Origin of the sequence: Methylobacterium sp. 77 (assembly GCF_000372825.1) — a bacterium.
Classification (GTDB): Bacteria; Pseudomonadota; Alphaproteobacteria; order Rhizobiales; family Beijerinckiaceae; genus Methylobacterium.
On record NZ_KB910516.1, the window covers coordinates 1,915,201 to 1,926,884 of the forward strand.

Here is an 11,684-nt window from a genome sequence, read left to right on the forward strand (position 1 = left end):
GATTCAACAGGCATGAGTAATCCAGCCCGCCCCGACGGCGGCCGCGCGGCGCTCGCGGGCTTCGTCACGAACCGGCTCGGCCGCAACGCCAACCGGCAGGCCGCCCCACGTCCCGAGGCGAAGGCGACGGACGCGTCGGTGCAGAAATTCGAATCCCTGCCCGGCTACCGCGAATTGCGGCTGCAGCGCTCGGCCGCCGACCTGATCGGCCTCGGCAATCCGTTCTTCCGGGTCCACGAGACCAGGGCCGGAGCCACCACCCGCATCGCCGGCAAGGGCTTCATCAATTTCTCGTCCTACGATTACCTCGGGCTCAACGGGCATCCGGACGTGAGCGAGGCGGCGCGTCGGGCCATCGACGAGTTCGGCACCTCGGCCTCCGCGAGCCGGATCGTCGCCGGTGAGCGCCCTGGCCATATCCGCCTCGAACAGGCGCTCGCCGACCATTACGAGACCGAGGCCTGCGTGGTGATGGTGAGCGGCCACGCCACCAACGTCACCACCATCGGCGCCCTGCTGGAACCCGGCGACGTGATCTTCCACGACGCGCTGAGCCACAACAGCATCGTCACCGGAGCCCAGCTCTCGGGCGCCCAGCGCCGCTCCTTCGCCCATAACGATCTCGACGCCCTGGAAACCCTGCTCGGCGCCACCCGCCACGAGCACCGTCGCGCGCTGATCGTGGTCGAGGGTCTCTACAGCATGGACGGCGACGCGCCGGACCTTGCCGGACTCGTCGCGCTGAAGCAGCGCTACGATGCCTGGCTGATGGTCGACGACGCCCACGGGCTCGGCGTCCTCGGCCGGACCGGCGTCGGCCTCGCCGAGCATTGCGACATCGACCCGCGCCTCGTCGACATCTGGATGGGCACGCTGTCGAAGACGCTGTCCTCCTGCGGCGGCTACATCGCCGGCCCGGCGGCGCTGATCGAATATCTGAAATGCACGGCCGGCGGCTTCATCTACAGCGTCGGCCTGTCCCCGCCGCTGGCCGCTGCCGCCGAGGCGTCCCTCGCCCTGATGCAGGCCGAGCCGCACCGGGTGGAGCGCCTGCGCCAGAACGGCCACCTGTTCCTGTCCTGCGCCAAGAAGCACGGGCTCGATACCGGAACCAGCCTCGGCCTCGCCGTCATTCCCGTCATCGTCGGGGATTCGCTGAAATCGGTCACCCTGTCGGACCGCCTGTTCAAGCGCGGCATCAACGTGCAGCCGATCATCCACCCGGCCGTGCCCGAGCGCTCGTCGCGCCTGCGCTTCTTCATCACCTCCGAGCACACGCCCGAACAGATCCGCGAGACCGTGGCGGCGGTGGCCGAGGAACTCGCCGAGATCGAGAAGGGCGGCTCGCTGATCGAGCAGCTGATGGCCAAGCGCGGCAAGCCCTGAGCTTGTCCCACCGGCTGATGCCACACCGCACCGACCCATGATGGCGGGGTCGGTGTGATCCGGCGGACGAAGGCCGCCGCGCGATGGCCGGTCTCAGCCCAGCACGTGCCGCAGCAGGCCCGTCGCCACGATGGCGGTGAGAATGGTCGGCAGCATCGGCCAGCGCGTCGCGACGACGAGGGTGATCGCGAGGCCGATGAGATCGGCCGGATGGCTCGAGATGAAGCTCGGCGCGATCATGGCGATGAAGACGCAGCCGGGGGCGGCCTCCATCACCGCGGCGGCGCGGGGACCGAGATCCCTGTTGCGCAGGAGCACGTAGCCGGCGATCCGGGTCAGGTAGGTGGCGCCGGCCATCAGCAGGATGGTGAGAACCGTGGCTGAGGGCATCATGACTTCGCCGACATCAGGTAGGCGCAGAGGAGGCCCGACAGCGCCCCTGCCGGGATGCACCAGGCTCCGGGTGCGACGAGGCCGATCGCCCCGGCGACGACCAGGCTGACCAGCCAGGGCTGCGCCGCCCGGACACCGCGCCACATGCCGCGCAGGAGCACGAGGAAGACCGCCGGAAACGCCATGTCGAACCCATAGGACTCGACCGGGCCGAGGACCGGGCCGATTCCGGCGCCGAGGGTTGTGAAGGCCACCCAGACGAAGAAGATCGGCAGGCTCGCGCCGGCGTAATAGAGCAGGCTGAACGCGGCTGGCACCCCGCGCGCGGCGCGGTTTCTGGTGTCGGCCAGCGACATCGCCCAGGTCTCGTCGCACATGAGGAAGAGGGCGGCGAGCGCCTTCCATCGCGGCAGGCGCTTCAGGAACGGCGCCAGCGCCGCGCTCATGAGAATGTGGCGGCTGTTCACCATCGCGGTGACGGACACGATCAGGAGGATGTCGGGCACCGCGCTCCACAGCCGGATCGCGGCGAATTCCGAGCCTCCGGCGTAGTTCAGCCCGGCCATCAGCGCCATCTCGATCGGGCTGAGGCCCTTCTGGGCGGCCTGCGCCCCCAGGACGAGGGCAAAGGGCAGGATGCCGACCAGGACCGGGGCACAGGCCACGACCCCGCGCCGGAACTCGGAGGCGTCGCTCCGTTGCGGGTTCACGCACCCGTCGATCTGCAAGGCCCGCATCGGTCACTCTCGCCGGCCGGTCAAAGGCGGCGTCTCGTCTGTGTTTCGGAATGCGCGGCATCCTATTCCAACAGGGGCGCAACGAGGTTGCGAAGATGATGATTCTGGGCTCTGAATTGGCATGGATCGCCAATCCGTCCGCGATGCATGGAATCCAATGCCACTGATCATCGACGAGATCGACCGTCGCATCCTGCGCGCACTCCAGCAGGACGGGCGGATGCAGAACACCGAGCTCGCGAAGGCGGTGGGTCTGTCCCCCTCCCCCTGCCTGCGGCGGGTGCGGTTGCTCGAAGAGGCAGGCATCATCGCCCAGTACGTCGCGGTTCTCGATCAGGCCAAGGTGGGCATGGCGCTGACCTTCTTCGCCAGGATCTGGCTGAAAGCGCAGGACGAGGTCACGATCAACCATTTCGCGACCGAGGTGAGGAAACTGCCGCAGGTGGTCGAGTGCTACCTGATGATGGGCGATTGCGACGCGATGCTGCGGGTGGTGGCGGCCGATATCCCTGCCTACCGCCGCTTCCAGTCGGAGCTTCTCAGTCGGATCAAGGGCGTGCAGAACGTCAAGACGGACGTTCCGAGCGAGACCATCAAGAAGTCCTTCGTGCTGCCGCTATAGCGGGCCGAGGCTGCCTGGTCTCGCCCGCCGGGCGGGACAACCGCGGCGCGTCACAACACGCTGCCGACGCGGACGCCCGTCGTGATCGGCGAGGCGGCGGCGGCGAAGACGGCGAGCACCTTCTTGATCTCGGTGAACGGCGCATTCGAGACGTAGATCATGTCGCGGTTGCGCATGCGGAAGGCCTGGGTGAGGAACAGGCTGTTGGGATCGCGCATGTCGAACCGATAGACCACCGGCACCAGCGGCGTGCCGAGCATCGGGCTTCCCGGCTTGAGGCGGCGCACCACCGGGGCCGGCTCGAAGCGGAACAGGAAGGTGCCGGTCGGATCGGCATCGGCATCGCTCTGGCCGCGCGCCTTGGCGAGCGCCTGCGCCAGGGTGATGCCCTCGGCCTGGAACGGGATTTCGTTGGACTGGCCGAGCGCGCCGATGGCGAGGAAGGTCTGGGGATCGCGGACCAGGGTGAGGTTGTCGTTGGGCCGCAGGTAGATGTTCTCTTTCGGGTTCGAGACGACGGTGGTCAGCGGCACCGTGGCCGTCGTTCCGCCGCGCGACAGGCGCACGAAGGTCTCGTTGACCGGCGTCTTCACACCCCCGGCCGTGGCGACGACATCGAGGATGCGGTCGCCCTGGGCACCGAGCGGGACGCGGGCGCCGCCGATGGATTCGCCGCCCACCGTCACCGATTGCGAGACCGGACGGGTCACCGAGACGATCACCTGGGGCTGGATCGCCTTGCCGGCGAGCTCGGTCTCGATCAGCGACTGGACGTCCTGGGCGCGTCGTCCCGCGACCTTGATGCGGCCGGCATAGGGCACCGAGATGGCGCCGTCGCGCGAGACGATCTGCTCGGGCAGCTGCGCCGCCTTCGAGCCCGCCGACATCGAATTGACCGTGAGCGGTCCCGAATAGAGCCCGCCCGACCCTGCCTCGAACACCGAGACGGAGACCGCATCGCCGACGCCGATCACCGGCTCGGCCGGCAGGCGCCGGTCTCCGAAGGAGGCGAGCAGGCTGTCGAGAGGACGGCCGCGCATGGCCTCGACCACGGCGGAGGTCACCTCGATGAACTCGTAGCGGGCGAAGACCCCCTCGCTCGTCGCCTTGTCGGCCCCATCCACCACGGCCGAGGTCGACGGACCGGCGGCGGGCAGGAAGGCGTTGCAGCCGGACACCGAGACGGCGATGGCGACGGCCAGCGTGGCTTTGGGAAGCATGGAACTCTCCTAGGACCCGCCCCCACGACGAGTGTCTTGTCGGATCACGTGTCGGGTCGGCGGATACGAACCGTCTGTCAGCGTCGTTCTCAGTCGCCGGCCGGTCCCGGCCGGCGCGAAGCCGGTCGTCACCAACGGTCCGCCTGTCATAGCGCGAAATCTCTGCGATCGATTAAACGATCGTTCTCCTACCGCATTGTCGGAACGATGCGCTCGCCCGCCCCGGTCACGTTCGTGTCAGGACGATGCCCCGTCGATAGCCGATCCGGCCCTAGTCCGACGAGTGCCGCGCGATGACAGTCTTGAGAAATCGGCCGAGACCATCGGCCGTGAGGTCCGCGCGTTGCGGGATCGACGGCGAGGCGCCGAACCGGAAGACAGCGTAATCCGTGGCCGTTCCGCCGAAACCCGGCCGGCAGGTGGGCAGCGACGGCGCGTGGTCGCCGTAGACGCACAGGACCGCGTCGCGCCCCTCCAGACCGGCGATCAGGGTTTCGACGGCGCGGCCGGTATGGACGACGTGGTGGAGATATTGCGCCAGCGGATCGTCGATGCCGTCGAGCCGACCGGGCTTCCACGGCCCATGGTTCTCCATCGTGACGGCGAAGACGAGGACGGGTTTCGGTGCCGCCTCGACCTCCGCGAGGATGCGCGCCGCCAGGGCTTCGTCGCCGATATAGGGGCCGATGCGGGGGGCGCCGGCGAAATCGTTCTCCATCACCAGGCGCTCGAAGCCGAACCGCCGCATCACCGCGGCGCGGTGGAAGAAATCGCGATGGAAGGGATGCACGAACAGGGTCGCGTAGCCGGCGGATCGCGCCAGCCGGGCGAGGCTCGCCGGCTCGTCGCCGCCGCCGCTGAGATAGGGGTCGTAGCGGTTGAAGCCGAGGCTTTCGGGCGCGTCTCCGGTGAGCAGCGCGTGCTCGGTCCGCATGGTGTAGGCGCCGTGCGCCGGGACCGTCAGCCGGCCGTAGCGCAGGGCACGGCGTCGGATCGTCTCCATCAGCGGGAGGGCCGGCCCGTCGAGCCGGGTCGGGTTGACGAAGGATTCGAGCTGGACGACCACCACCACCGGGGCCGGATCGGCCGAAGCCGAAGCCGAAGCCGAAGCCGAAGCGATGCCATGCCGATCCGTCGGCGGCTCGGTCCTCCAGCGCAGGGTATAGGCGATGATCGTGGCCGGGAGCCCGTAGCGGGCGCAATCCGCCTCGAGGTCGGGCCGCGGAAACCGGGAGGCGAGCCGGCGCGCCGGTGATCCCGAGCGAAGCGAGCCGGCCAGCCCGAGGAGGGCGAAGGGCAACCCGATGAGCGCCACGACGGCGACGCTCGGCTCAGCGGGCAGCGCGGTCGGCTCCAGCCCGTACCACAGGGCCACCAAGGCGAGGCTCGCTCCGAGGGGGACGGCCATGCGCGGGTCGGTGAGCGGCCGCGTGTAATAGAGGTCGGGGTGGCGCGGCACCTGCCGCAGCAGAGCGAAATCGCTGAACACCAGCGGCTCGCCGATCACCGCGTGTTTCAGCCGGCTGACGACGACGAGGATCGCGGTGGTGAGGATGCACGAGAACGCCGCGAGCCAGGGGCGCCACGAGAAGCAGAACCAGAACGCCGTGAGCAGCGCGTAGCCGGTGAGCCGCAGGGCGATCTCGCCGGGGCGCCGACCGATCGGCCGATCGCGCGCGCCGTCCGCCGCCTCGATGGCGAGGGAGGCGAGGATGGCGACAGCGAGGGCGGCGAGGATCGTCATCGCCCGCCCCCGATCCCGCGCCGCGCCCGGATCAGGCGGACGATGGGGTTCAGCACGGCGTAGCGCAGGCGCATGACGATCTGTGCCCGGCGGCTGAGGGCGAGTCTCGACGGTGCCGCCGCCTCGCGGCTCTCGCTCAGCCGGTCGAGCAACTGCTCGGGCGTGCAGGGCTTCATCGCGACGGGGTCGAGATAGAGCGGGTAGACCAGGAGTGCCCCGGCCACGAGTTCGTCGAGGGCGAGCCGCCGGCCCCTGTCGGCGTCGGGGGCGAGATCCTCGGTGAGGCCCCAGCCGGCATAGAAGGGGCGGCCATGGACCGCCACGGTCAGGCCCCGGATCAGGGCCTCGAACCCGGCGAGGGAGGTCATCGTCTCCACATGGTGCGCCCGGTCGAGGAGATCGACGATGGAGAGGCCGGCCACGATCCGGTCGGCCAGCGCCAGGGCGTCGGCTTGCGGAATGGCGCCGGGGCGGAACCCGGCCTCCACGTCGGGATGCGGCTTGTAGAGGAGGAACGCCTCCGGGTTGCGGGCGCGGGCGGCGCGCAGGAGCGCGAGGTTGGAACTGACGTGCGGCGAGCCGTGCCGGACGGAGGCATCATCCTCCACCTGCCCCGGAACCAGCACGATGCGCCGGTCGTCGGGCCAGCTGGAGGCATCGCCGGCCAGACCGACATTGTATTTCGTCAGGCGCCGCTCGACCACGAGACGGCGCAGGGACGCTGCCCGCGACACGATCTCCGGCGGGAATGCATCGTTCCGGAGGATGCGGGCGAGACGGCTCTCGGTGCGCGGATCGTAATAGATGCCGCTATCGTCCACGACGATGGACGCGCCCGGCTGCAGGCTCGCGCCGAGACCGACCGAGCGCAGGAACCCGTCCTCGATCCGCGCGAGGGGAATGCCGTGTTCCGCGCAGAGCGACGGCAGCCGTTCGGGCATCCGCGTCGCCCAGGCGAGGATGCGGGCATCGCGGGCCCTGGCCTGCGCCACCGCATCCTCGGCATTCATGGCGTGGACTGGCTTGCCCGCCGGTCCCGTGACGAAGACGTCGAGGCCCGGCCGCTTCCAGCGCGAGATGCCGACGAGGATCGTGGGGCGGTCATTCTCCAGGAACCGGCGCTCCAGCCACGTCACCTTGTCCCGGCACTCGTCGGGCGGGATCGGCCGCCGCGTCCACGGATCGAAGGTGTGGAGCCCGGCCTCATCCCCGAATGGGACGCCGTCGAGGGACAGACGCAGGCTGGACAGGCCTCGTTCCGGCGAATCGTAGGGGCTGATCAGTGGTCCGGGCTCCACGGTCAGGATCGACCGACCGATCAGGCGAAGCCCAGTTCCGGCGAGGCTGCGCCGCCCCCAGACCACGCTGATCGCGTCCGGTGCGAGGGCACGGCCGAAGCCGAGGCCGGTGGCGGCTTCGATCTCGGGCCGCAACGCGCGAATGGACCGGCTCGTGGCAAGCAGCGGTCGCGACGACAGCGTTGAGGCAGGGGAAGGCGTCGAAGGGTCGGTCAAAGGCGGCGGTGGTTCCGGTTCGGGGTGGCCGCAGCCATACGACGATCCGTCCTTCCAGGCGAACGCATCTCGCCGCCCCCCTCCTCCCGACCCGGTATCCGCCGGAGCCCGCGCGGGTTCCTGTGGAGCGCGCGAGGCGGCCTTGTTGCAGACACAACACGCAGCCAGGAATTCAGCGACTTATGCCATGCTACGTAATTGCCGCGCCGCACCATCCATGCGACCAACGCGATACGTGCCCATTCGACCCGCCCGGTTCGGGCGCAGGAGCAAGCACCTTCGCATGCTGCCGATACGCGTAGACACCCCACGCGAGAGGCCCGCGACCTTCCTGTTCCTGCAGGGGATCGCCTCGCCCTTCTTCGCGGATCTCGGCCGGGCGCTGCTGCAGCGCGGCCATCGGGTTCGGCGTATCAATTTCTCCTCGGGCGACTGGCTGTTCTGGCGCCTCGCCTCCGATAATTACCGTGGCTCTCGCGACGGCTGGAGCGATTACGTCGCCGGCTACATCGTCGAGCACGGCGTAACGGATATCGTCCTGTTCGGCGATTGCAGGCCCTATCACGTCGCGGCGCGCGAAGCGGCCCAGCCCTTCGGCATCCGCATCCACGTGTTTGAGGAAGGCTACCTGCGGCCGAACTGGGTGACGTGCGAACTCGGCGGCGTCAACGGCCATTCCTCGCTGCCCCGCGACCCCGACGAGATCCGCGCCATCGCCCGGCGCCTGCCCCTGGCCGGGCGTGCGATGCCGGCGAGCGGTGACATGGCCCGGCGCAGCCTGTGGGACGTCGCCTACAACATCGCCAATATCGGGTTTCCCTACTTCTTCCCGCATTTCCGCAGCCACCGGCCAATCCATATCGCGGCCGAATATGTGGGCTGGATTAAGAAGTTCGCCGGCCGGAGCCGCACCCGGCGGCAGACGCGGGAACTCAACGCGACCTATCTGGCGCGCAGGTCGGACTACTTCCTGCTGCCGCTGCAACTCGACAGCGACTACCAGATCCGCATCCACTCGCCCTTCCTCGGGGTCGAGGGGTTCATGGACCGTGTCATCGCGTCGTTTGCCACCCACGCATCCGACACGGCCCGCCTGCTGATCAAGCTCCATCCCCTGGACAGCGGTCTGGTCAATTGGCGCAAGCATGCCCGCAACTCCGCCAAGCGGCACGGCGTGGACGAGCGGCTCGACTTCATCGACGGCGGTGACCTGCCGAAGCTCATCGCGGGCAGCCGGGGCGTGGTGCTCGTGAACAGCACCGTCGGGATGCTGTCCCTCGAACTCGGGCGCCCGACCCTCGCGGCGGGCGAGGCGATCTACAATCTTCCCGGCCTCACCCATCAGAGCGGGCTCGACACGTTCTGGAGAAGACCCGAAGCCCCGGACCGTGGCCTCGTGGCGGATTTTCGCCGGGTCGTCCTGCACCGGACCCAGGTGAATGGCGGCTTCTTCTCCCGGCCGTCGATCGACCGGGCGGTGGCGGGCAGCGTCCTGCGCCTGGAAGCCACCCTACCCGCCCATGCTCTCGCCGCGGCGCAGGCGGTGCGCGAGCAGGGGACGACGGCACCGGAACTCGCGCCGGTCTACTGACCGGGCGCCCGCCTCGTCTCCCCCTGTCCGGGCCGATGCTCTAAGACACTCCCCATGCCCGTCATTCTCATCACCGGCGCCTCGAGCGGAATCGGCGCCGCCCTCGCCCGGCATTACGCCGCGCCGGGCACCCACCTCGTCCTGAATGCGCGCGGTCTCGACAGGCTGGACGCCGTTGCCGCCGAATGCCGCGCCAAGGGCGCGTCCGTCGCCACCCGCTCCCTCGACGTGCGCGACAGGCAGGCCGTGGCCGAGTGGCTGCGCGAGACCGACGCGGCGGCGGCCCTCGACCTCGTCATCGTCAATGCCGGCATCAATGGCGGCCATCCGGGCGGCGAGATCGAGACCGAGGCGATGGCCTTCGAGACCGTGGACGTGAATCTCAACGGCGCGCTCAACGTCGCCCTGCCCTGCGTGACCCTGATGCTGGCGCGCGGGCGCGGGCAGATCGCGCTGATCTCCTCGCTCGCGGCCTTCGCGCCGCTGCCCGATGCGCCGGCCTATAGCGGCACCAAGGCGGCTCTCCTCGCCCACGGACTGGCGCTGCGCGCCAAGCTCGGACCGCGCGGCGTCCGGATGAACGTGGTGACGCCCGGGTACGTGAAGACCACCATGGGCGGGGATTACGAGGGCTGGCGCCCGATGGAGATGAGCGCCGAGGAGGCGGCCGCCCGCATCGCGCGCGGTCTCGCCCGAGATCGCGACATCATCGCTTTTCCGGAACCCCTCGCCTCCCTCGCGCGCGGATCGGCCCTGCTGCCGGAAGGTCTGCGCCGTCTCAGCATGCGCGGCTTCCGGTTCAAGGTCGGGCGCAGCAAGCGATGAGGCGCCCGCGTATCGCGCTGTTCGTCCTGGAGGCCCTGCCGAACGCCCGTGCCGTACGCCGGTTCGTGGAGGATCATGCCGCGGACATCGCCTTCGTCGGCCTGTCGAATGCCGAGCGCCCGAGTTCCGGCGGCCTGACCGGCCAGGTCCGGCGGCATCTCGCCCGCTCCGGGCCGGCCTTCCTGCCCTATCTGGCGGTGAATTTCGGCGTGCCGGATCTCCTGGCACCGGCTTCCGGGATGCTGCGGCGCCTGACCGGGACGCGGGTTGAGGCCACGGCGACGCCGCTGAAGGCCTTCTGTCGGGCGCAGGGGATTCCGACTCTGCGGATCGACGCGGTGAACGGGCCGGACGTGGCGCGAGCCTTCGAGACCCATGCGCCGGACCTCATCGTCGCCTTCCATTTCGACCAGATCTTCTCGGCCGCGACGCTGGCCCTGGCGCCCCTCGGCGGGTTCAACGTCCATCCCGGCCTGCTGCCGCGCCATCGCGGGCCGGTGCCGACGATCCACGCCCTCGCCGAGGAGAGGCCCGATTTCGGCGTGACGATCCATCGCCTGACAGCCGCCATCGATGCGGGAGCGATCCTCGCGCAGGAAGCGGCGGTCTTGCCGTCCGACACCACCGCCACCCGCGCGGCGATCCTTCTGCACGAAAGCGGGCGCATCCTGCTCGACCGGGTGCTCGGCGATCTCGCCTCCGGCACCCTCGACGAGGGCCCGGCGCCCGAGCCCCTGCCCTATTGCCCGTTTCCGGACCGGGCCCTGCTGGCGAGCCTCGCGGCGCGGGGACGAAAGCTCGTCGACGGGGCCGATCTGCGCGCCGCCTTGGCCCTGAACGCCGGCGTCCGAACGCGCGGCTGACGCCTATCCTCGAGCCACGATCCTCAGACCCGGCCGGTCCTCAGCGACAGCGGCCAGGTCACCCTCCTCTGCGTCTCGGGATCGCCCCACGCCTCTGCCAATTCGGCCCGGAACGCATCGATCGGCGCCCGTCCGACAGCCTTCTCCGCCTGCCTGACCGCCGACCATGTCTCGGTATAGCCGATCAGGTCGCGCAGGCCCCATGACGCCTCGATGGCGAGCGACGGCATCGGGATGTCCTCAAAGGGAAACGGCAGCGAGCGGTAGCCGTCCTCCACATGCCTTCGCTCCGGCGGCCAGTGCGGGCCGAGCACGTCGTGGTAGAAGTGCCGGACCACCGCATCGGCCGCGTCGCCTTCCACCTCAAGGATGCCGTAAGTGATGAGGGCGATGACCGCCCGTGGGCGCGCCACGCGCCGCGTCTCGGCATAGAAGGCGTCGAGATCGAGCCAGTGCGCGGCCTGCGCCACGGTGACGAGATCGACGCTCCCCGGCGGCAATTCGCTCCGATCCGCCGGGACCGTCCGGTACGCCACGTGCGGGTGGGGTGTCGCGTTGGCGATCTGCTCGGCACTGGCGTCGGTGGCGACGACGCGCCGGAAGCGGCTCGCGAGACGGGTCGACAATTGTCCGGTCCCGCAGCCGCAATCGAGGGCGAGATCCAGGGCCGGCGCCGCATCAGCGAGGCGATCCACCAGCGCCTGCGGATAGACCGGGCGATGAGCCGCGTAATCCGCCGAGTGGGTCGAGAAATGGTCCTTGAAACGCGCCATGGCCGTCAGGCTACGC

Annotated in this window: 11 protein-coding genes; 5 read left to right on the forward strand and 6 right to left on the reverse strand. The window is 69.6% G+C overall.

Annotation, left to right across the window (positions count from 1 at the left end):
* Positions 1–12 precede the first annotated feature (12 nt).
* A complete protein-coding gene (locus tag A3OK_RS0109085; RefSeq protein ID WP_019904553.1) occupies positions 13–1,386 on the forward strand; it encodes an aminotransferase class I/II-fold pyridoxal phosphate-dependent enzyme in 1,374 nt (457 codons plus the stop codon).
* A gap of 93 nt (positions 1,387–1,479) precedes the next feature.
* Here the strand turns inward: A3OK_RS0109085 and A3OK_RS0109090 are convergent, their stop codons facing one another.
* Together A3OK_RS0109090 and A3OK_RS0109095 are read right to left on the reverse strand one after the other, a co-directional pair.
* The gene (locus tag A3OK_RS0109090; RefSeq protein WP_026597068.1) at positions 1,480–1,779 is read right to left on the reverse strand and encodes an AzlD family protein; all 300 of its coding nucleotides are present in this window, start codon (positions 1,777–1,779) and stop codon (positions 1,480–1,482) included.
* A complete protein-coding gene (locus tag A3OK_RS0109095; RefSeq protein WP_019904555.1) occupies positions 1,776–2,516 on the reverse strand; it encodes an AzlC family ABC transporter permease in 741 nt (246 codons plus the stop codon). The genes A3OK_RS0109090 and A3OK_RS0109095 overlap by 4 nt, the downstream gene beginning before the upstream one ends.
* A 157-nt stretch (positions 2,517–2,673) precedes the next feature.
* Here A3OK_RS0109095 and A3OK_RS0109100 point away from each other — a divergent pair, with 157 nt between their 5' ends.
* Positions 2,674–3,138 carry an Lrp/AsnC family transcriptional regulator gene (locus A3OK_RS0109100; RefSeq protein WP_019904556.1) on the forward strand — a complete coding sequence of 155 codons (465 nt, stop codon included), beginning with the start codon at positions 2,674–2,676 and terminating at the stop codon, positions 3,136–3,138.
* A 50-nt stretch (positions 3,139–3,188) separates the two neighbouring features.
* Here the strand turns inward: A3OK_RS0109100 and A3OK_RS0109105 are convergent, their stop codons facing one another.
* From A3OK_RS0109105 to A3OK_RS0109115, 3 genes are all read right to left on the reverse strand, one after another.
* Positions 3,189–4,358, reverse strand: coding sequence for a polysaccharide biosynthesis/export family protein (locus A3OK_RS0109105; RefSeq protein ID WP_019904557.1), 1,170 nt, complete (start codon positions 4,356–4,358; stop codon positions 3,189–3,191).
* Positions 4,359–4,629: 271 nt separating this feature from the next.
* The gene (locus tag A3OK_RS0109110) at positions 4,630–6,102 is read right to left on the reverse strand and encodes an LTA synthase family protein (protein WP_019904558.1); all 1,473 of its coding nucleotides are present in this window, start codon (positions 6,100–6,102) and stop codon (positions 4,630–4,632) included.
* Positions 6,099–7,580 carry a capsular biosynthesis protein gene (locus A3OK_RS0109115; protein ID WP_026597071.1) on the reverse strand — a complete coding sequence of 494 codons (1,482 nt, stop codon included), beginning with the start codon at positions 7,578–7,580 and terminating at the stop codon, positions 6,099–6,101. The genes A3OK_RS0109110 and A3OK_RS0109115 overlap by 4 nt, the downstream gene beginning before the upstream one ends.
* Positions 7,581–7,899: 319 nt before the next feature.
* Between A3OK_RS0109115 and A3OK_RS0109120 the strand changes: the two genes are divergently transcribed.
* Genes A3OK_RS0109120 through A3OK_RS0109130 form a run of 3 tightly spaced genes read left to right on the forward strand, consistent with a single transcriptional unit; the run spans position 7,900 to position 10,895 of the window.
* Positions 7,900–9,207: a capsular biosynthesis protein gene (locus tag A3OK_RS0109120; protein ID WP_019904560.1), complete on the forward strand. Its 1,308-nt coding sequence runs from the start codon at positions 7,900–7,902 to the stop codon at positions 9,205–9,207.
* A gap of 54 nt (positions 9,208–9,261) precedes the next feature.
* Complete coding sequence (locus tag A3OK_RS0109125) at positions 9,262–10,032, forward strand: SDR family NAD(P)-dependent oxidoreductase (RefSeq protein ID WP_019904561.1); 771 nt, start codon at positions 9,262–9,264, stop codon at positions 10,030–10,032.
* On the forward strand, positions 10,029–10,895 hold the full coding sequence (locus A3OK_RS0109130) for a formyltransferase family protein (RefSeq protein ID WP_019904562.1): 867 nt from the start codon (positions 10,029–10,031) through the stop codon (positions 10,893–10,895). Before A3OK_RS0109125 ends, A3OK_RS0109130 begins: the two co-directional genes overlap by 4 nt.
* 23 nt (positions 10,896–10,918) lie before the next feature.
* On the opposite strand, the gene A3OK_RS0109135 is transcribed toward A3OK_RS0109130, so the two are convergent.
* Positions 10,919–11,668, reverse strand: a complete 750-nt coding sequence (locus A3OK_RS0109135; protein ID WP_019904563.1) for a class I SAM-dependent methyltransferase — start codon at positions 11,666–11,668, stop codon at positions 10,919–10,921.
* Positions 11,669–11,684 lie beyond the last annotated feature (16 nt).

Coding starts and splice junctions, on each gene's coding strand:
- A3OK_RS0109090 (WP_026597068.1), bottom strand. CDS start 1,779: ATGATGCCCTCAGCCACGGTTCTCACCATCCTGCTGATGGCCGGCGCC.
- A3OK_RS0109125 (WP_019904561.1), top strand. CDS start 9,262: ATGCCCGTCATTCTCATCACCGGCGCCTCGAGCGGAATCGGCGCCGCC.
- A3OK_RS0109110 (WP_019904558.1), bottom strand. CDS start 6,102: ATGACGATCCTCGCCGCCCTCGCTGTCGCCATCCTCGCCTCCCTCGCC.
- A3OK_RS0109130 (WP_019904562.1), top strand. CDS start 10,029: ATGAGGCGCCCGCGTATCGCGCTGTTCGTCCTGGAGGCCCTGCCGAAC.
- A3OK_RS0109135 (WP_019904563.1), bottom strand. CDS start 11,668: ATGGCGCGTTTCAAGGACCATTTCTCGACCCACTCGGCGGATTACGCG.
- A3OK_RS0109085 (WP_019904553.1), top strand. CDS start 13: ATGAGTAATCCAGCCCGCCCCGACGGCGGCCGCGCGGCGCTCGCGGGC.
- A3OK_RS0109105 (WP_019904557.1), bottom strand. CDS start 4,358: ATGCTTCCCAAAGCCACGCTGGCCGTCGCCATCGCCGTCTCGGTGTCC.
- A3OK_RS0109095 (WP_019904555.1), bottom strand. CDS start 2,516: ATGCGGGCCTTGCAGATCGACGGGTGCGTGAACCCGCAACGGAGCGAC.
- A3OK_RS0109120 (WP_019904560.1), top strand. CDS start 7,900: ATGCTGCCGATACGCGTAGACACCCCACGCGAGAGGCCCGCGACCTTC.
- A3OK_RS0109100 (WP_019904556.1), top strand. CDS start 2,674: ATGCCACTGATCATCGACGAGATCGACCGTCGCATCCTGCGCGCACTC.